14 protein-coding genes and 1 pseudogene are annotated in these 20,890 nt (G+C 44.8%); 8 read left to right on the top strand and 7 right to left on the bottom strand.

Features of this window, described 5'->3' with window-relative positions; translation table 11 throughout:
• Positions 1 to 244 precede the first annotated feature (244 nt).
• The 3 genes from AACT52_RS19815 (at position 245) to AACT52_RS19825 (ending at position 3,956) form a co-directional block, all read left to right on the top strand.
• Positions 245 to 2,191, top strand: coding sequence for an amino acid transporter (locus AACT52_RS19815; protein ID WP_073632996.1), 1,947 nt, complete (start codon positions 245 to 247; stop codon positions 2,189 to 2,191).
• Positions 2,192 to 2,757: 566 nt separating this feature from the next.
• A complete protein-coding gene (locus AACT52_RS19820) occupies positions 2,758 to 3,249 on the top strand; it encodes an SDR family NAD(P)-dependent oxidoreductase (RefSeq protein WP_083630423.1) in 492 nt (163 codons plus the stop codon).
• Between the two features lie 29 nt (positions 3,250 to 3,278).
• Complete coding sequence (locus AACT52_RS19825) at positions 3,279 to 3,956, top strand: SDR family NAD(P)-dependent oxidoreductase (protein WP_083630425.1); 678 nt, start codon at positions 3,279 to 3,281, stop codon at positions 3,954 to 3,956.
• 101 nt (positions 3,957 to 4,057) lie between these two features.
• Here the strand turns inward: AACT52_RS19825 and AACT52_RS19830 are convergent, their stop codons facing one another.
• The 4 genes from AACT52_RS19830 to AACT52_RS19845 form a co-directional block, all read right to left on the bottom strand.
• Positions 4,058 to 4,348, bottom strand: coding sequence for a hypothetical protein (locus AACT52_RS19830; protein WP_073632997.1), 291 nt, complete (start codon positions 4,346 to 4,348; stop codon positions 4,058 to 4,060).
• Positions 4,349 to 4,421: 73 nt separating this feature from the next.
• Positions 4,422 to 4,760, bottom strand: a complete 339-nt coding sequence (locus tag AACT52_RS19835) for a zinc ribbon domain-containing protein (RefSeq protein ID WP_337251625.1) — start codon at positions 4,758 to 4,760, stop codon at positions 4,422 to 4,424.
• Positions 4,741 to 5,628 carry an RNA-guided endonuclease InsQ/TnpB family protein gene (locus tag AACT52_RS19840; RefSeq protein WP_337251626.1) on the bottom strand — a complete coding sequence of 296 codons (888 nt, stop codon included), beginning with the start codon at positions 5,626 to 5,628 and terminating at the stop codon, positions 4,741 to 4,743. The genes AACT52_RS19835 and AACT52_RS19840 overlap by 20 nt, the downstream gene beginning before the upstream one ends.
• 974 nt (positions 5,629 to 6,602) lie before the next feature.
• Positions 6,603 to 8,966 (bottom strand): putative PEP-binding protein, encoded by a 2,364-nt coding sequence (locus AACT52_RS19845; protein ID WP_073632998.1) that lies wholly within the window; start codon positions 8,964 to 8,966, stop codon positions 6,603 to 6,605.
• A 317-nt stretch (positions 8,967 to 9,283) separates the two neighbouring features.
• On the opposite strand from AACT52_RS19845, the gene AACT52_RS19850 reads away from it, so the two are divergent.
• Positions 9,284 to 9,736, top strand: coding sequence for an MgtC/SapB family protein (locus AACT52_RS19850; RefSeq protein WP_073632999.1), 453 nt, complete (start codon positions 9,284 to 9,286; stop codon positions 9,734 to 9,736).
• Between the two features lie 290 nt (positions 9,737 to 10,026).
• On the opposite strand, the gene recF is transcribed toward AACT52_RS19850, so the two are convergent.
• Positions 10,027 to 11,154: a DNA replication/repair protein RecF gene (gene recF, locus AACT52_RS19855; RefSeq protein WP_073633000.1), complete on the bottom strand. Its 1,128-nt coding sequence runs from the start codon at positions 11,152 to 11,154 to the stop codon at positions 10,027 to 10,029.
• A gap of 198 nt (positions 11,155 to 11,352) precedes the next feature.
• Entirely contained in the window at positions 11,353 to 14,205 is a 2,853-nt protein-coding gene (locus AACT52_RS19860) for a cation-translocating P-type ATPase (protein WP_073633001.1), read from the bottom strand.
• Between the two features lie 290 nt (positions 14,206 to 14,495).
• On the opposite strand from AACT52_RS19860, the gene AACT52_RS19865 reads away from it, so the two are divergent.
• The 4 genes from AACT52_RS19865 to AACT52_RS19880 all read left to right on the top strand — a co-directional run bounded on the left by AACT52_RS19865 (position 14,496) and on the right by AACT52_RS19880 (position 19,233).
• Positions 14,496 to 16,169 (top strand): transglutaminase domain-containing protein, encoded by a 1,674-nt coding sequence (locus tag AACT52_RS19865; RefSeq protein WP_073633002.1) that lies wholly within the window; start codon positions 14,496 to 14,498, stop codon positions 16,167 to 16,169.
• 602 nt (positions 16,170 to 16,771) lie between these two features.
• The gene (gene iscB, locus AACT52_RS19870) at positions 16,772 to 18,052 is read left to right on the top strand and encodes an RNA-guided endonuclease IscB (protein ID WP_073633003.1); all 1,281 of its coding nucleotides are present in this window, start codon (positions 16,772 to 16,774) and stop codon (positions 18,050 to 18,052) included.
• Positions 18,053 to 18,136: 84 nt separating this feature from the next.
• Positions 18,137 to 18,409 (top strand): lipopolysaccharide assembly protein LapA domain-containing protein, encoded by a 273-nt coding sequence (locus tag AACT52_RS19875; protein WP_073633004.1) that lies wholly within the window; start codon positions 18,137 to 18,139, stop codon positions 18,407 to 18,409.
• A gap of 452 nt (positions 18,410 to 18,861) precedes the next feature.
• Positions 18,862 to 19,233, top strand: a complete 372-nt coding sequence (locus AACT52_RS19880) for a hypothetical protein (RefSeq protein ID WP_339374997.1) — start codon at positions 18,862 to 18,864, stop codon at positions 19,231 to 19,233.
• Here the strand turns inward: AACT52_RS19880 and AACT52_RS19885 are convergent.
• Positions 19,183 to 20,566: pseudogene (locus AACT52_RS19885) on the bottom strand (IS110 family transposase). The gene AACT52_RS19880 and the pseudogene AACT52_RS19885 overlap by 51 nt on opposite strands.
• Positions 20,567 to 20,890: the final 324 nt, after the last annotated feature.

A 20,890-nucleotide genomic window follows, 5' to 3' on the forward strand; every position in this document is an offset into this window, starting at 1 on the left:
ATTTCCAAACATAAATGCGCCTCTGCATTGCTTGTTATAGCTCAAGAGAGAAAGTCCTCGGGAAAATCAACATTGTGGACTGATGATTTGGGCTTTTAAAATTGGGACACAACGAAAATCCTTCTCAAAGCGGGTGTGTTATCTCTACTCAAGGAGTTTAGTTCTTAGAAAGAGATAATTATGAGAGCTATGTATCGTAGCGCCAAATTATATAAATGTAGCTGTACAGCAGGAGTAGCGTTTGATGGCTAAATCAATCGTTCCAACAAAAAGGATCGGCACAAAGTTCATCAACTGGTTGCTCGAAGAAGACCGAAACGAGAAGGAAGGACCCTACCGCAAAGAAGAACAACACCGCAGCCATCCTTGGTGGCAGGTTATGTGCTTGACAGGTGTAGATTATTTCTCGACGCTTGGCTATCAACCTGGTATTGCAGCATTGGCAGCAGGCTCTCTCTCTCCTGTGGCAACCCTGATTCTGGTTTTGCTGACGCTGTTTGGGGCATTGCCGATTTATCGCCGCGTTGCTGCCAAAAGTCCTCATGGCGAAGGGTCAATTGCTATGCTCGAACACTTGCTCCCCTGGTGGCAAGGCAAGCTATTTGTACTCTGCCTACTCGGCTTTGTAGGAACCGACTTCATCATTACCATTACCCTTTCGGCTGCTGATGCTACTGCCCATATCATCGAAAATCCGCTCGTGCCAAGTTGGCTTCACAATCAGCAGGTCGGTATTACGCTGGTACTCGTGGCATTGCTAGCCGCAGTTTTCCTCAGAGGTTTCCGAGAAGCGATCAGTATTGCAGTCTTTTTGGTTGGAATCTATCTAGTGTTGAATTTCGTTGTCGTGAGCGTCGGTTTGTATCAGATTCTGAATCAACCTTCTGCGATCGCTGATTGGCAGACTACTCTTTTTGCTACCCATCACAACCCTTTGATCATGCTTGGCGTAGCCGTCCTGGTATTCCCAAAGCTTGCTTTGGGATTGTCAGGCTTTGAGACTGGCGTGACGGTTATGCCTCTGGTGCAGGGCAGCAGCAGCGACACCTCCCGACAGCCCAAAGGACGCATTCGCAATACGCACAAGCTGCTCACAGTTGCTGCTGGGATCATGAGCTTCTTTTTGCTCACCAGCAGCTTTGTAACGACTCTACTGATTCCAGCAGCAGAATTTCAAACCGGGGGCAAGGCAAGTGGGCGTGCCCTCGCCTATTTAGCGCATCAGTATCTAGGCAATGGCTTTGGCACAATTTACGATATAAGTACCATCACCATTCTCTGGTTTGCAGGTGCATCCGCAATGGCAGGGCTTCTCAATATCGTACCCCGCTACCTGCCGCGCTATGGCATGGCACCGAATTGGGCACGGACAGCGCGACCTCTGGTGTTAGTCTATACAGCTATTGCTTTTGTTGTCACAATTCTCTTCAAAGCTAATGTGGAAGCTCAAGGTGGGGCTTACGCAACTGGCGTGCTTGTGTTGATCACCTCGGCTGCGTTTGCTGTGACCTTATCAGCCCATCGCCACAGACTCAAGCGAGGAAGGCTCGCTTTTGGAATCATTACGCTGCTGTTTGTGTATACCACTGTTGTCAATATCATCGAGAGACCCGAGGGGATTAGGATCGCTGCGTTCTTCATCGGTGCTATCATCCTCAGCTCGCTGGTTTCACGCGTGTGGCGATCCACCGAACTTCGACTGGAACGGATCGAAATTGACGAAAATGCTCGTCTGTTCATTGCTGAAGAGAGCCGGGGTGCGATACGACTGATTGCCAACCGATTGAATAAGGGCGATATACGAGAGTATGCTTTAAAGGAGCAAGAGGTGCGCGAGGACAACCATATTCCGCTCAGCGATCCGATCTTGTTTCTAGAGATTCAGGTATCTGATGCTTCAGAATTTGCAAACATAATCAGAGTTAAAGGGGTCGAGGTCGATCAGTACCGCATCCTGCGTGCTGAGAGTGCAGCCGTCCCTAACGCGATCGCCGCTTTACTTCTCTACATTCGCGACCAAACGGGTAAGATTCCGCATGCTTATTTTGGTTGGGTTGAGGGAAACCCGATACAATACTTGCTCCGCTTTATCTTGTTTGGTGAGGGGGATATTGCTGTGGTTACGCGTGAAGTTCTTCGTAAAGCTGAGAAAGATCCTGAGCGCCGTCCTGCCATCCATGTCGGAGGATGAACGACTACTAGGGATGAAAAGGAATTAGGAGTCAGGAGTCAGAATACTCCAGCAATCAAGTCAGGGGTTTCAAGCGTAGATATTTGTCTTTATTCACAAAACTGTAAAATCGCTTGCTCTAAATCTCCCTTGGACATCCAGTCTAAAGAATCCCCAAGCTGGATTCTGGTTCCTGAATTCTGAATTTTTCTTCGGTTTTCTTCGGTAAATAAATGTAAAGCACTGTGTCACTTTTGGCACAAGTGCTACACGCATAAATACTATTGTCAATTATAGCACGTTTTGACCAAAGTGGCAATAAAACCAAGTGTAGTTAGTGGGTAATGCTTCAAAGGAGCCACCCCAAGGAGATCAAGGCTATGGTGTTTGGGCTGATACATCCAAACTTAAAACTGCTTTACCCCTTTTGGTAGCTCGCTCGCTTAGGTAGCACAACTTTAGCAAGAGGGAAGCTCCTTAAGAGCGGATTTAGGATCAGCCATAGCACTTTTCAATTTAAGATCTTCAAGACATTGGGGCTGATTTAAACATCAACCGCAAGCATTATCATTAGGAACTGGCTATTTATGAATCTAAACTATCAGAATTTACTTATTTTTACAGCAGGCATCATTGGTACATTGCTGAGTTCACTTTTGTTGGATCGCTGGTGGCGGGAACGTACATATGACCTGAACGGCAAGACCGTACTGATGACAGGAGGTTCACGGGGGTTAGGTCTGGTGATGGCGCGCCAGTTGATTGAGGCAGGCGCACGTTTGGCAATCTGTGCGCGTGACACAACAGAACTGGAACGGGCGCGGACTGAGCTAGAGCAACGAGGTGGAGAGGTTCTGGTTCTCCCTTGTAATGTGACGGATCAAACTCAGGTTGAGCAGATGGTGCAGCAGGTGCGCGATCGCTTTGGAGCGATCAACATCCTGATCAACAACGCGGGTACTGACATTGTTGGTCCAATGGAAACCATGACAATGGAGGACTATGACGACAAGCCCTTAGAAGAATTTGTGTTTTCCGGCAGGTGGAACCAACCCTCACCACTAGTCAAGAGCCATTAAATACTTAACAGCGTGAAAGGAAATTACCTATGGTTGCTACACAGGCTCAAACAGATCAAATTTTAGACAATCAGAAATTGATGAGCGATCGCGTCGTTCTCATTACAGGAGCGAGTCGCGGGATTGGTGCAGCCACTGCTAAACTACTGGCACGCCACGGGGCAGCCGTTGGTGTTAATTATTATGGCAGTGAAGAAGCTGCTGGGCAGGTGGTGGAAGCGATTACATCAGAAGGGGGTCAAGCGCTAGCCGTCAAGGCAGATGTGAGAGATCCTCAGCAAGTAGACGCAATGGTGCAACAGGTTGCAGAGGCGTTTGGTCCAATTGATACGCTGGTGATCAATGCCAATGCTGGGTTTCCTATTGCTCCCTTCATAGAGTATCGCTGGGAAGATTTTGAAGCAAAACTGGTTGGAGAACTCAAAGGTGCTTTTTTTCCTTGCAAGGCAGTTGTTCCATCCATGATTGAACAGAAGCGGGGTTGCATTATTGCAGTGAGCAGTAGCGTGTCTCGCTCTCCTAGTGAGGGATTCTCTGCCCATAGCACGGCAAAATCTGGATTAAATGCTTTTATAAAGAGCCTCGCATTGGAACTGGGTCCCCACGGAATTCGTGCTAATGTTGTAGCACCCGGATTGGTACTGACTGATGAGCCGTGGGAGTGTCAAGTTCTTTGCTTTAGTATTGCGGTAACTCTAGAATCCTGAAAAGTTGTAGCCGATGCCGATTAACAGCCCCACAGCAGCCTCATCAAAAGCCGTTACATTTACGGCAGCAGTCGCCGTAAATCGGGGTGACAAAGGAACATCTACACCACCAGTGATGAGGAAATCAGCTGAAGTGTCGTCGTATCAACTTGAGCCATAGGAGCTACAGTTTTAGAAGGTCGAGCCAACAGAGCAGAGGCAGAAGTCAGAGCTTTTCCTGGGATAGGCTTGGCAGCAGAATTAACAGCGATTGGACTGACTAATTGAGCCAAAGTTCTAGCGGAATGAGATTGAGGCGCGGTTTTTGGAAAACTCAGCCTTTGACTTTCAACAATTGCGATTGGCTTTGCCACTGCCCCTTGGGCAATCGCCTCTGGCACTGCGCTTTGCACAATCGCCCCAGAATTGGCAGATTTTACAGTCTCAGCTTGAGCTGATAACCCAGTGAACTACCCAGCACCGACCCTAACGTCTGTCGGTGTGGGCTTCTGATTTCATAGACCGTTGCCCCTTGCCCTTACGGGTAGGTGGTCTTACACAGCCTCTATCAGCAATAACGGGGTTCCCTCCGCCATTATTTTGCAATATCCTTAATCCTTCATTCCTGATGTTCAGCGCTGCATTACCATCACGGTCATGATGAGTTTTACACGATGGGCAATCCCATTCACGTATATCGAGCGTTAACCCATCAAGAACATGATCGCAGCATGAACAAGTTTTTGAGCTAGGGAAAAATCTGCCAATCTCTACAAGCTGACCATATGCAGCTTTTAACTTGTAATCAAGGAAGTTGACGAACATTCCCCAACCCACGTCGGATATTGACGCGTGACAGCTTCCGGTTCCGTACCAGTCCCTTAACGTTGAGGTTTTCTACAACGATAACTTGGCTTTCGTCTACCAGTTTTCTGCTCAGTTTATGCAGAAAATCCTGGCGGGAATTTGATACTCGTTCATGAACCTTGGCTACAAGTTTTTTATATTTGTTTCTTGAGTTACTACCTTTAACTTTACGCGCAAACTTTTTCTGTTTCCTGGCTAGATTCTTCTCATGACGTTTTAAATATTTCGGATTCGAGTGCTTTGTAATTTGTTCTCCATCATGAACAATAGCGAAATCTTTAATACCCAAATCTATGCCCAATATCTTGTCGCCAGACGATTGACCGCCACCTTCTTCCACTTCACACAAAATAGAGGCGAAGTATTTCTCTGTAGGAGTCTTACTGATAGTGACTGTCTTAAGTTTCCCTTCAATGGATCTATGAAAGACTGCTTTAATAACACCAATCTTGGGAACTTCTAAGCAATCACCCACAATCTTAACGTTTTGAGGATACTGGATTGATTGTTTGTGATGCTTTGACTTGAACCTCGGGAACTTAGCACGACCTTCAAAAAAGTTCGCATATGCCTTGTTTAGATTGATTGCTACGCACTGCAAAACAGCCGAATAACAATCCTCTTTTAACCAAGGATACTCTACTTTTAATTGAGGCAAGTAAGCTTTGTAAACACTTAAATTTAGAGATTTACCAGTTTCTGAATAGTGTTGAATGCAAGCATTAAGGGCGTAATTCCAATACCACCTCGCGCAACCAAACGATTTGGCTAGAGCTATTTCTTGTTCGGTTGTTGGGTATAGTCTGACCTTTATTGCTTTCAACACTTTTAATCACCTCCTTTGTATACTAATGGTAACATAAATGTGTACTTTTTGGGGTAACTATATGAAGAATAAACAATTAAAAATGAGAATAAGTGAGCGTAGACTTAACAAGATCCGTACGTATGCTGTTCACGTTGACAAGACCTTAACCCAAGTTCTTGAAGAGCTTATTGATTCGTTGCCAACCATACAGATAGACAAAAAGAGTGCTATTCCCACTGCCTCATCAACCGATAGTTGATATTGGTTGGGGAATGCACTCTTTTTGTCCGGGCATTCATCCCGTCGCTGAATCGAAGATTACAGCGCGGGGCTTCTGCCCGAGTCAGCTAAAAAGAATCGGTAGTGTAGCCAGACCCAGCAGCAAGGAAGTACGCATAATAGAGTAGCTTTGTGAATTTATGTTTTAGAAAGGCAATAGTTAAGATTGCGTGACAAATTTTCTAACAAATTTCATGACTGTTAGAGCTTTAGAATCAACGCCATATAGAAAAAGCATAAATCTTGCTACTTCACTTAACTTCCATCTAAAGAATGTTTTGAATTTAAAGCTAAGCTGTATTCAGAAATACAATGAAGGCTTGATCAAAATATTGTCTTCTAAACACATTTTTATTTAAAATTAATACCTTATTTAAGGTAGAGGAATTATTGAAAAGAATGATGTACAAGACAGAATTCATAATTCATAATCGATTGGTTGGGGATTCAAAGTCGCAACCAATAATTGACCACCCAAATTATAGATTTGGTGTGATGTTTCGCTATTACTCATCACAAGTATCGCTTAACCTTCTTCTGTAATATGGTGCATCCTGAGTATTGGTGCAAGCTATTTTCAATATCAAACGTGAATAAGTATAAAAATCTATAATTGTTCCAATTCTGATAAATAATTTACGGTAGCCGATTGAAAAAGATTGAGTTTTGAAAAGACAAGGAATAGTTGGGTGTCATATTACAAAGTCTGTGGGCTATGTCGATTGATTGAGTTGACGCCGTGCTGCTTCTAAAAGTATCCTTTGCTCAGCACGAGCGATCGCCAAATATGTCCGCTCAACAGCTTCTGGTTCGACAGAAATGGAAGTGATGCCCCACCGTACCAGTTGTTCAATGATTTCAGGATATAGTACTGGTGCTTGACCGCAGATAGAACAAGGAATCCCTGCACTTTTTGCCGTTTGAATGAGTTGAGCAACAGCACCCATGACTACTGGATGACGTTCATTAAACGCTTTTGCGAGTTGTCCTTGCTCTCTATCCACTCCTAGCAAGAGTTGAGTTAGGTCATTGGTACCAATTGAAATTCCGGCTACACCTGCTTTTACATATTCTGGCAGTAAAAATAACACGCTTGGCACTTCTGCCATTATCCATAATTGAAATTGCGGTACCTGAGTTAACTCTGCTTGCTCAACTTTTTGACGGCAAAAGGAAAACTCTTCCACTGTGCGCACAAAAGGTAACAGTAGGTGAACATTGCTATATCCTGCTTTCTGTACAGCTGCCAAAGCAGCCAATTCTAACTCGAAAACTGCGGGATTTTGCAAATAGCTGAAGGTGCCACGTTCCCCCAGCATAGACTGTGTTGAAGATTGTAGACTATCGTTAAAAGATAACAGTTCATGAGAACGCCAATCCAAAGACCGATAAAAAACAGGTTTTGGTGCAAAGGCGCGAGCAAACTGCATAATTTGCTCACGCAAACGCTCAAGCAATTGTGTCTGATGTCCTTCGCGCACCCAAGTATTAGGGTGTTGCCCTTCTAGTATATTCAAAGCCATCAGCTCACTTCGTAATAATCCTACACCATCTACAGGTAAGCTTTGCACTTGCTCTATCAAGCTGGGCTGGCTCAAGTTAACCAGCAGTTGAGTTCCAATCATCGGCAGATGCGGGGATGATGAAGAGATGGAATCGGAGAGGTTTGTGAACACGTCCCCCTGTTTCCCTGTCCCCTTGTCCCCTTTTCCTCTCTCCACAGCTTCTCCAGCTTCTCTTGTGAGACGATAAACTTCTCCCTTGTCGCCATCAATCAGTAATCTTTCACCAGTCTGAATAATTTTTGTAGCATGCCCTACTCGTACAACCGCTGGTATTCCTAATTCTCTGGCAAGAATAGCAGCGTGGCTAGTTAATCCTCCCTGCTCAGTAATAATGCCAGCAGCATTTTGTAGTAACGGTAACCAATCAGGCGCTATTGTAGGTGCTACTAAAATCACTCGCTTAGGTGGTGGCTCTGGTTTTTGCTGTGAATTAGTAATCACATGAGCAGTTGCCGTCACACGTCCCGGTGCTGCTGCCAATCCCTTAAGCAAGTGGAAATTAGAAATCGTGGCTTGAGGGGTGCTAACTTGCGTCAGGTATAACGTCCTTGTTGGGTCACAAGAGAGAGTCCACTCAAAGGTAAAATGTGTACCTATTTCTTTGACAAGTTGATTTGCCAATTGAATGAGTGGTTGCAGATATTCTTCTGGTAAAGCATACTGTTTTTGCTGGTCTTCGTCCAATAGGTAAGTAACAAGATTTGAGTCATCTGAGGTAAGCGGCGAAGCTGGCACGGTTTGTAAACTAGCTACAGCTGCTGTATCATTAACACAGTAAGCCAGCATTTTATTGCCTAGTTGCCGCTCTCTGATGGCACCAGTTACCGGATGGATGTAGTAAACATCTGGTAAGACATCACCTTGAGTTATTGCTAGTCCTAATCCGGATGTAGCTAATATTTCCCATTCAGAGGAGTTCGCATTCAATGAGCCACTGGCGATCGCATTCTTTAAGGGTTGTACCAAAACGCCCAAGTTAATTTGTTGCACTTTTATTCCTGCCCATTGCCAGTACAATAAACTCTTGGCACGAAACATCTGGCTCCAGGTGCGCTTTAATGCTAGGGCGATCGCTTGTTCATCACATCGACATACTTCGGATTCGAGTAATCCAGATGTATTCCCTATCCCATGTCTGGCAGTTGGCACGACAAAACTTGGTCGAAAAATCAGGTATGCAGATTCCAATTCTTTAGCTGCATTAACGATTGTACTTAACAGGTGCGCTGGCAAAACAGCAGTACTAATTTCTTGACGTAAGCGCCCAGCAACCTGCTGAAGTTGACGCCAATTATTGACATCTAGGTGTAAGGAAGAATGTGGTAAGTCAGCGACTAACGCCTCGGAACTGTTGAGAGTTTCTAAAAATTCTCGCAAAACTTCCGCTGAAACCACAAAACCAGGCACCACCGGATAACCACGTTGCATGATTCTGCTTAAATAATATGCTTTGTCACCAGCTTTGGCGCGGTCTTGCAGTTTAATTTGATCAAGCCAGTAGAGTTTGTCCACTCAATTAATTTGTTGTCTGTTGTCAGTTGCTCCGGTCACGGAATTGCCGTAATCATATAAGTAGTTACGGATTCATCAATGGCAGATAGTCAGTTGCCATCTACTGAAAAACTACCACAACGAGTTTCCACCATTTTTCCACCATTTATGTTTAATTATGCTGATTTAGCCTGTGGTTATGGCGGTTAGAGTTTAGATAAAATACAACGATGATAATAAACGAGTTTCCAACGCAAAAGGTGCTTATCAGGATATTACCATTAGGTACATGAGTGATTGTATATTAATCTCCATGAGGAATTAACAAGGATTAAGCATTGCCTAGCATTTACTACATTGCACCCAATGATTGGTTGAACATCACCTTTAGGCTGTGCCTTGCTTTGCTTGTTGGGGCAATTATCGGCATAGAACGCCAAATTAGACACAAACCAGCTGGTTTGAGAACTCATATGCTCGTGAGTTTTGGTGCAGCCTTGTTCACTCTCATATCGCTGGCAACAGGTACAGATCAACCGAATGCGGATGCTGTCTCACGAGTGATTCAGGGCATTGCAGCTGGTGTGGGATTTCTTGGTGCAGGGGAAATTCTACGTGAATCTTCCCAAGAATCAGCGCGAAGTAAAATTCACGGACTTACCTCAGCAGCAGCCATTTGGGTTTGTGCTGCTTTGGGAATTGCTGCTGGATGTGGTTGGTGGCAGCTAGGATTAATAGGTGCGTTGTTGTCTTTTTTAGTTCTAAATGTTTTTAAAAGATTTGAAAGCTAAAAAAGTACTCCACAGCTAGGAACTTAGTACAGGCGTTGCATAAGTTCGTAACTTTTTTAAACGCACCAGGTAGCTAAGGTAGCGCGGAGGGACGCAGAGTGTCACCAAATTTAATTGGCTACGAATTAATGAAATGCTGTACTTAGTAATCAGCAATGTTGAAGCAAGATTTAAGTATAAATTGTAGAGTTCCGGTTCCTAGTCGCGGAGTCCTTACCCCCTTCAGCAAAATCTGATGAATTGGTGGGAGGTTTGAATCCCCACTTCAATTCTGATTCCTTCTTCAATGACTAATAACTCATGAGCGAGATCTCTCCAGCTTTCACAAAAAGAATTTGAGAGGAATTGAGCCATTGGGAATCAAAAGAACCCAAATGTGTGGTAGTGATTAAGGTTTGAAAGCGGTCTTGAATCGTATCAAGCAGCTGATTTTGTCGGGATGGATCTAGTTCAGCTAAGACATCATCAAGCAGTAGGAGCGGTGGTTCTCCAACAACTTCTTCTATGAGTTGCAATTCTGCTAATTTTAACGCTAGTACAAGAGTTCGCTGCTGACCTTGAGAACCGTATTGACGAGCGGGTGTTTGATTAATCGTCAATTCTATTTCGTCGCGATGGGGACCGACAAGCGTCGTGCCTTGATGCAACTCGGCAACAGCACGCAGCTGTATTTTGTCTAAAAAAGCCTGCTGTATTTGTTCTGGATGATTCTGCTCTAAAGAGATATTCGGTGAGTACTTAAGTTCTAGAATTTCTGTACTGCCACTGATACTAGCGTGCCAAGCGCTGGCAATAGGGGCTAGTCGTTGTATGGCACGATCGCGTCGTCTAATCACTCGTGTACCTGTGGTAGCTAATTGTGCATCCCACACAGCCAGTTCAGATTGTAGAGACGAGAGGTGGCGCGTCTCTACATTATGTTTCAAAAAAGCATTGCGCTGTCGCAAAACCTGGTGATACTGCTGTAATATGTGAGCATATACGGGTTCGAGTTGGATTAACAGAGTATCTAGCCAGTTGCGGCGACCTTCAGGACCACCGCGCACCAGATCCAAATCCAAGCTGGAAAACTGCACTGCATTGAGGACACCGAGAAAGTCCATCTGACGCCGCAGAGTCTCACTATTTAAAGCAACCGTGCGGCGACCATTTCGACGGAGAGTTAAGGTCAGATCGCTGATGCCAGTTTGCCGTTCTAAAGTGGCATGAATTTGAGATGTCGCTTCCCCTTCCCGGACTAAATCGCGATCGCGTGCTATTCTATGCGATCGCAAAGTTGCCAGCAATTCCACCGCCTCCAACAAATTGGACTTTCCCTGGGCATTATTGCCCACCAAAATTGTTTTGGGAGCAGTAAAGTCAACCTGCTGCTCTTTGTAGTTGCGAAATTGTCGCAGGTGAAGGGTTTTCAGATACATAAGGGGTTAACCAAGGGATTAATGACTAGTTACCCGCAAGCAATGGCGACAGCATTCGAGAGAGAAAAACATGCAAATAGAGGCGGCATAAACCGGGTTGTGCTATTCAAAAAATGGCGGACTATCCAGCGCTAATAAAGGCGGGCAATCCTCTGCCCACCCCACAAGAAGTATCTTTAATGCCAGTAAAACCCTCTGTTAAACAGCTTTTTTACCCATCAACCGCAGGAATAACTTCTCAATTTCAATCCACACAAACATCAAAGCACTAAAACCAAAGCAAATACCCAACTCTGTTGGACTCAGCAAGTGGGTACCAAAGAAATCGCGTAGGGGCGGCACGTAAACGAGCATCAACTGTAATATTGTCGTAATGACAACAGCCCCCAGCACAAAGGGATTTGAGAAGGGATTCATTTCTATAGTCAGTCGGGTATTTGAGCGAATGGCTATAGCATGCCCCATTTGGGCGAGACATAGGGTAGTAAATACCATTGTCTTCCAAGTATCGGGATCGCCCTGATACCCAGCTGCATGGGTATGGTTGTAAGCCCACCACATCAAGGCAATTGAGATAATGGCAAAGATAATGCCGATGCGAATCATATAAGAACCCAATCCCCTAGCAAAAATACTTTCACGAGGACTGAAGGGCGGACGTTTCATCACGTCGGGTTCAGGAGGTTCTACAGCTAATGCCAGTGCAGGTAAACCGTCTGTCACCAGGTTCATCCAAAGAATTTGCAAGGGGCTAAGGGGAACCCCTCCCAGCCCGATAATTGGTGCAGCGGCAATTGTGATAACTTCGCCAATATTACTACCAAGAATGTATTTGATAAAGCGGCGGATGTTGGTGAAAACAACTCTACCTTCCTTGGTGGCAGAGACAATTGTGGCAAAGTTGTCATCAAGTAACACCATGTCACTGGCTTCCTTGCTCACATCGGTGCCTGTGATACCCATTGCGATGCCGATATCAGCTTGTTTGAGGGCGGGGGCATCGTTGACGCCATCGCCTGTCATGGCGACAAATCTACCTCGGCGTTGCAGTGCTTGAACAATTCGCAGTTTATGTTCGGGGGCAACCCTGGCGTAGATACTGACCAAGTCAACCTGTTGCTCTAGCTCAGCGTCGCTCATCCGCTGCAATTCTTGACCTATAAGAACACGGTCATCCTGTTGAGCAATACCTAAATCGGTAGCAATGGCTCGTGCTGTCAGTTGGTGGTCACCAGTGATCATCACTGGTCGAATTCCTGCGTCCCGACATTCTTGCACTGCTGCCCTCACCTCTGGGCGGGGTGCATCCAGCATTCCTACCAATCCCAGCCAAACTAAGCCTTGCTCAGATGCCTCATCTGACCCTTCTGGCGGGATTTCGTTGAGGGGTTTGTAGGCAAAACCTAGTACCCGTAAACCTTTACCCGCCATTGTGTCATTTTCTGCCAGAATTCTTTGGCGTTGCTGATCGGTTAACGGCGCTGAACTAGTACCCAGATAAATCTGAGTGCAACGTGCCAAAATCAGTTCTGGTGAGCCTTTGGTGAACATTAAGTATCTTTCGGACTTCAACATCCCAGCGATCGCTGGATCAACCGCGCTCAAAGATGATACCCCTGTTTTGACTTCCTCAACTTGACAGATTACGCTCATCCGCTTGCGTTCTGAGGAAAAAGGAAATTCAGAAACACGGGGCAATTTACTCTCCCACTGGTCTTTTTCAATACCAGCTTTCCCCGCTAGGGTTACCAAAGCGCCCTCGGTTGGATCTCCCAAAATCGTCCATTGCCCTTTTTGCTGTTGCAAAACCGAATCGTTACAAACGGCACAGGCGACAAGCAAACCCGGGATTTCTGGATACTGGTCTACCGAGACGTTATTGCTATCCAATTGAAACTCGCCGACGGGGGCGTATCCTTCACCCGTCACCCGAAAAGAGTTGTTATTCGTGTAAACTAATTGCACCACCATTTTGTTCTGAGTCAGGGTGCCGGTTTTATCAGAACAGATAGTGGTGACAGAACCTAGAGTTTCCACAGCTGGCAGTTTGCGAATCAAAGCATTCTGACGCACCATCCGCTGGGTTCCCAATGCCAGCGTAACGGTAATTACGGCGGGTAAACCTTCTGGCACGACAGCAACTGCCATACTTAAGGAAACTTCCAAGAGTTCTTGTAAGTTACCGCCACGCAAAAGACCGCCCGCGACGACGAGCGCCACCAGAATCAAAGAACCCGTGACTAGGACGTTACCTAGTTGGGTCATTCGTTGTTGCAAGGGGGTTGGTTCACTTTCTACCGCTTGCAACATGGAGGCAATTTTGCCAAGTTCTGTTTGCATACCAGTGTTGGTTACCAGAATCTTGGCTCGTCCTTGGACGACTTCAGTGCCTTGAAATACCAAATTAATGCGATCGCCTAATGATGTTTCTTCAGGCAAGATAAGTTTTGCCCGTTTGTTAACCGCTTCGGCTTCACCTGTCAGTGCCGATTCTCGCACTTGCAGGTTAGACTCTTCTATTAGGCGTCCGTCTGCGGCGAACTGCACCCCAGCTTCCACCAGCATCACATCTCCTGGCACCAAATCCTTGGCTACCACCTCCACTGGTTTGCCGTCGCGAATAAGTCGCACGTTGGGAGAGGAGAGTTTTTTCAGGGCTGCCAAGGCTTTTTCTGCACGGCTTTCTTGGACATAACCGAGTATGCCGTTGAGGACAACAATCGCTAAAATGGCGATTGTATCTTTAAATGGCAACTCACCAGGTTTCAACGAGCCTTGTTGCCAAGCTAACAGGTCTAAAACCCCAGAAATTATGGCTACGGCAATCAGCATCAACAACATAATGTTTTTGAACTGATCCACCAAAATTTCCCAAGCGCTGCGTCCAGCAGTTTCTTCTAGTTCGTTGGGGCCATATTTTTGCAACCGCTGTTGTACTTCTTGGGGCGTTAAGCCAGTCTCTGCGTTTGTCTTGAGCAGTTCCAGTGATTTATCAACTTCCAAACTATGCCAAACGGCGGCGGCTTTTTCAGGCAGAGAATGAGCAGACATCGTGTAAGTCACAGGGAATGGTTACAAAATTCCATCATAATTTAGCAATGGTTGGAATACCATCAATACAAAGTTACATTAGGTTGAGGACTAAGCTGTACAGTACAAGTGTTATTCTTAACGGTTGCCAATTTTCTCCTTCGGGTAACATGAGTGTGCTTACGACTTTGGAGGAATATCATTACACAAAATATTGATAATTATGAGTAATAGAAGTAAGGAATTTTGTCACATAAGACATTCCGCATTCGATTCTAGGCGTGCTACACCGTTGACTAAATAAGTTTAATATGACTTTTGCACTCCCCAGTTTTCCATCCACTAGCCAAATGTTTGGCAAAAGGACAATTCGACCCCTTGGTGCTGCCGCCCTCTGTGGCATTGCCTTTATCAAAGATACACTGATTGCTATTGATACTGTTAAAGGGCATCTGCTGCAAATTGAGCCGGACTCTGACAACGTCAAAATTCTCAATCCCCATCAAGTCAGAGAATTTATGGATGTAACGGGTCTTTCGGTTTGGGAGGATACTCTTTGGGTGACTCGGGGTAATAGTGTTTATTTGTCCAAGCTGAGTTCGTTGGGTTTAGAACATTTTGTCACCTTGCCTTATCCGGCTGATGGCATTGCTGTTTGGGAATCAACTGTCTACGTCAGTTGTGAAAAGCAGGGGGACATTCTGATTTTTGACCGCGATACGCGAAAACAAATTACTAAATTTTATGCCCCTGGGGTCGGGGTGGAAAGTTTGGCAGTGGACGAGGAGACGCTTTGGGTGTGCGATCGCACCGAGCAAACTGTCTACAGCATTGACAGGGCGACTGGGGAAGTTCAATTCAGCGTGCTGACGCCGTTTGATTCTCCCTCGGGGATAGCAATACATAAAAATGCCGAAACGGGCGAGAAAAGTCTTTACATCGCCTACGCCTCAGAAGAGCCGTATGTTCGGGATAACCCCAATGCTGACCCGAGTCATCAGTTATCTTACCGCGATCGCACTTTTATTCACCCGTTACATTACCATTACAACCCAGATAAACGCTACGCCCTCTCTAATGGCTATCTAATAGAAATGTCTTATTTAGAGGAAATCTCGCCCTTAGAAGAGGTGTATTTACCAGAGGTAGAATGGCGTATCGCCCTGCCATCCGAAACTGATCGCCAAAAGGTGAAACACGTTGAACCGATTGGTCTACCTTTCACAGAAGAACTGATAGAAGGGCAACGTGTTGCCGTGTTTAAATTTGATGCCCTCACCCCAGGCGAACGGCATATTTTTGGTTGGAAAGCACTTTTGGAAGTCCGGGGAATTAAGTATCGCCTCACCCCAGCAGATGTAGAAGATATTCCTGAACTATCACCAGAATTTCAAGACCGCTATTTGGTAGATGATGACGATTTGGCAATGGATACGAACATTGTCCGCCGCGGCGCGCGTGAAGCAGTTGGTAGTGAAACCAATTTGCTGCGGAAAATGTATAGCATCCGTAATTATGTCTACGACGAGTTGTCCTATGGCATAAAACCTCACATTGACACTCCAGATATAGTTTTAGAACGGGGTGTTGGTTCCTGTGGCGAGTATGTCGGCGTTTTACTTGCCTTATGCCGTTTAAATGGCATTCCCTGTCGTACAGTAGGTCGCTACAAATGCCCCCCCTATGCTGAACACCAGCGCGTTCCCCTGCAACCGGACTTTAATCATGTTTGGTTGGAGTTCTACCTACCTGGTTTTGGCTGGTTGCCTATGGAATCAAATCCTGATGATATAGGCAACGATGGACCTTATCCTACACGGTTTTTTATGGGTTTATCCTGGTATCACATTGAAATTGGCAAAGGAATTACCTTTGAAACTTTAACAAGTAAGGGTTTACGGCTCACCAAAGAAGATATTTCTATTGGGGAGTTAGCAATTAATCACATCCGGTTTACGATTCTGGAAGAACTACCGCCTTTGTAAAAGATGGGGTGTAAGGGGGTTCGTAGCAGCGGTAGAAGGAATTGCGGGCACGACGGCTCCCGAAGCCACACCCCTCAACCCTTGTCTTACAGGTAACCTACGCTGATATGCATAAGTTATGCTTTTTTCCCCAGAGGCGATTGCCCAAGGGGCACAGGCATTGCCAATCGCAAATTAGCTTGAAACAGTTTACACAAAACAGTAAGCAGTTATTGTTGCCTAGGATTCTCGCTTTCTAGCTGTTGGAGTTTGCCTGCACAGTAGCCTAAGCCCTAGCTGACTGATGTTATTTTTGGTCGAGAAATACCACAACCCAAGGGAGAATAACTCGTTTGTCAATAACCCAGGTCTAAAGACACTGGGCTTGCAAGAGAAATCAAGCAAGCCATATTGACCAGATCACCTAGAGATAGGTAGCCGATATTTGAGTCACGACACCCTGGAGTGCGTAGCTAGCTCCTCGCTCTGTCATCTGCAATTAAACAGTCTTAAGGTCACTGAGACAGTGTTGCACTTTTTACAAGCTCTAATATCAAGGTCGTTCGCGCAGCGTCTCCCCTTGGGAGAAGCTAACTTAACGTGAAAACAGGAGAGACGCAACCATGTCTAAATCTAATTTCGTTTTCGTTCTAGATGCCGATTTAAAACCTCTTACACCTTGTACACCCGGAATGGCGAGGTCATTACTTAAATCTGGCAAAGCATCGGTATATCGCCGCTATCCATTTACTCTAATCCTCAAAAAGAAAGTAGATACAACCCCCGCTCCTATCACAATCAAATTAGACCCCGGATCTAAAACAACGGGTATTGCCTTACTTCAAGGTTCAAAAGTTATTTTTGCTGCCGAACTAACTCACCGTGGTCAAACAATCAAAGCTAGTTTAGAATCCCGCCGTAGTTTGCGACGCGGTAGGCGAACTCGGCATACTCGCTATCGTCAAGCCAGATTTTTGAACCGAACTAGACCGAAAGGTTGGTTAGCACCTAGCTTGCAACATCGTGTGGAAACAACTATGACTTGGGTGAAGAAATTCATTCGACTTACACCTCTAAAGTCAATTATTCAAGAGCTTGTTCGGTTTGATTTGCAGCAGTTAGAAAATCCTGAAATTTCTGGTGTCGAGTATCAACAAGGAGAACTTAGGGGATACGAGGTCAGAGAATATCTTCTCAATAAATGGGATAGAAAATGTACTTATTGCGGCGCTGAAAATATCCCGCTCCAAGTTGAACATATTCATCCGAGAGCCAAAGGAGGCTCAAATCGGATTTATAATCTAAGTCTCGCTTGTGAGAAATGTAACTTAAAAAAGGGGACGCAAGATATTGAGCAATTCTTAGCTAAGAAACCGGATTTGTTGAAAAAAATTAAAGCACAAGCAAAACAACCACTCAAAGATGCAGCGGCTGTAAATTCAACACGATGGGCGCTATTCAATCGACTTAAAGAAACAGGTCTATCAATATCAACTAGCTCAGGTGGTTTGACTAAGTTCAACCGCACTCGACTAGGATTAGCTAAAACTCACTGGCTAGATGCTGCGTGTGTGGGTCAAGTTGAAACGCTCTCAATACTGACTGAAAAGCCATTGCTAATTAAAGCGACGGGTCACGGAACTCGTCAAATGTGCCGTACTGATAAGTTTGGATTTCCTTCTCGTTACGTACCACAAAATAAATTTGTTCATGGTTTTCAGACTGGCGATATTGTCAAAGCGGTTGTCACGACTGGTAAAAAAATTGGAACGTATGTTGGTAGGGTTGCGGTACGTTCTACTGGAAGTTTCAACATTTCAACTGCAAACGGATTAATTCAAGGAATTGGCTATAAAAACTGTGTTTCAGTTCACAAAAAAGATGGTTACAATTATGGATTTTGAGAATACGACGGGCAATAAATTGCCCCGTGCCGCTTCCCTCCCAGGGCTAAAGCCACAGGGTTTCCCGCATCCCGTGAGGTTCCTATGAAAACTTTTGCTAATCTTTTGATATCGATAGTTGTAGCATTATGGGTGGTGGGAACAGCCATTCTCGCAGTTCAAAACGCTGAACCAGTATCTTTAAGATTTCTTACCTTCCAGTCCATTCAAATCCCAGTAGGTTTAGTGCTAGCTTTCAGTGCTGGCGTAGGGATAATTGGGGTGGCGCTGCTGCAACCCCTTTGGGGTCTTGCTGGTTCCAAGGAAAGGAATTCTGAATCAGACGACAGCGAATTTTTTGTCGATGAAGAGTTTTGAGGGTACAGTTTCACCAAAGGCGCTGAAATAATTCGTGCGGTCTTGATGAATAGGCTTCTTGAAAAAAACGATTTTTTGTGAGGGGAGAGAACACAGAACACAAAACTGATAAATCAGGAAAAATACTGCGTTGGTGCGTTCTTCTCTATTGATTCATAAAGAAGTGTAAGAGGTTTAATAATTATTTTTACCAGCACATACATCCACTAGTAAAAACATACTTGCACAATCATGTTTTTACTCATATTTAAATTTTTATTAACTTAAATTTTAAGTCTGTCCTGTTTACTCCCTTCCCGCCCGAAGATTACCTAATTAAAAAACCGCAGAGGCGCAGAGGACACAGAGGTAAGAGTTAGAGAGATTTAGGTAATTTTAGACTGGGAAGGGAGTAATACACGTATTGGCAAGTATCTATGTGTTAAAAATTACATATGTTCACTAACCCGAAAATGATTTTGCGAGCCTTAAAAGTCGTTACCTACACAGTTCTTGGTTGGGAAATGCCAATCATAAATCACGATCGCTACATATTGGAACAAAAAATTATTGCCTATTTTGTTGAGCGAAAAGAATTTACTAAAGTGCTATTTGTAGGATGTGGTTCTTATACAAAGCACTATGAAAAATGGTTTGAAAAAAAAGAATACTGGACGATTGATATTAACCCAATGAAAAAAAATTATGGAGCCAAAAAACATATTACTGGCTCTATGAGTGATTTAAACCTTCACTTCAAAGATAACGATTTAGATTTAATTATCTGTAATCTCTTAAGAAACACATTCCGTCGCCGTAGATTGAGCAACGAGATTAAAGCCTAAAGTATGAGCTTTTTTCTGGAGATACTTCACCGTGCGATCGCGATACTGTTGCTCATAGGCATCAATACCAGGGTCTGTATAGGCTCCTCCAGATGTCCAAAGACGATAAAAAAGACGTGCTAATTTATGTGCGGCAGCGGGAAAAAGCTTTGGGCGCACCCAAACGTGCCTGCTGCCCGTCGATAGTATGCTCCCAAAGCAGAGTGACTTCGGCACAGAGTTTGTGCAGCCATAGGTCAAGCATTGGCGGCCCGGTTAACAACAGGACGAGTTTTAGAACTTTTGACTTTACCACCAGTGATACGGCTGCCAGGGCACAAACCGTGAGCCTTGAGGTAAAGTGCTTTACAGTAGGAAAGCGTGTTGGGTCTAAACCTAACTCAGAAAGCAGTATTAGTACGGTCAAAGCACCAAAACCATTAATTTGAGTGAAGTCAACACCACTAATCCGATACAAATGAGTACGCAGGTCAAATTGAGGTGCATTTCCTGGCTGCTTTTTGCCTCGGCGTTTAGGTTTAGGTAAAGTTTTTTTTGTCACATCAACTTTGTCTGCAAAGGAGATTAAACACTGCTCAATTTGGAAATCACAAGTAGCAATTTGTTGTTGGTAAAACTCGTAAAGTTGTAACTCCTGTTGCAGAATGAACACCAATTCTGGACGATAGTTACCTGTTAAAGCGGATGCAATTTCTAACGAGCTAGCTTTGATGCGTCCATCTTTGAAAGCCGCTAGTTTCTTCGGATCGCGTTCTCCGGCAACAATTGCACGGATAATTGCCATACCAGTAGTACCCAATTGCTGCTAATTACCCGATGCAGTTGTACATTCATCTCAGTCAACGCTTTTTGCATCCGTTGTACATGGACACAAGTACTTTTAATTAGGTTATCGCGTTGGCGGATGTAACTACGGAGAACACAAATTTGGTCTTCTGGACGAAATGAACCTGCCAATAAGCCATAAGTGTGTAACTGTTGTAGCCATTGGCAATAAGCGTACATCAGTTTTACGACCAGGTACAGTTTTGACATAGTGAGCATTAACAAGTTTGACCTCAAGCCCACGGCTTTCCAATACTTCGTATACTGGTAACCAATACACTCCTGTAGATTCCATCGCTACGGTTGTTACACCGCATTGATGCAGCCAGTCAGCCATCGCATAAAGGTCAGCAGTAAAACAGGCAAAACTACGTACATTCTCGCTGTCTCGTCCAATAGGCACACTGACCCAGTGTCTATCCGCTCCGATATCAATTCCCGCTGCATTAATGTTAATTAATGGTAGATTAGTATTAAATGAATCACGTGCAGATTCCTGTTTGTTCATATTAGCCTCCTAAATGCGACAGCTGACGCATGGAGCGAAGAATATACCCTGACCTGGGTGCGGTGTCTAAATCTAATCTCTTAACCGGGATAGTGACTCTTGCCACTTCGCCAATAAATTCACCAACATCACCCAGAACCAGGCTCATATACGGGCACAATTTGCACCACTGTAAAGACGGTTTTAACTGTCAGGGTAATTACTAATTGTAACGCCAAGCTCTCAAATTTTCCTCTTCTGTGTTTCTTTCATATATCACTAGCGGACTCCGCGCCGCTAGTTAGAGGCTCATATCTTGCACCTCTCCGTAGAAAACCGTACAAG

Origin of the sequence: Scytonema sp. HK-05 (assembly GCF_963872035.1) — a bacterium.
Classification (GTDB): domain Bacteria; phylum Cyanobacteriota; class Cyanobacteriia; order Cyanobacteriales; family Nostocaceae; genus Kalymmatonema.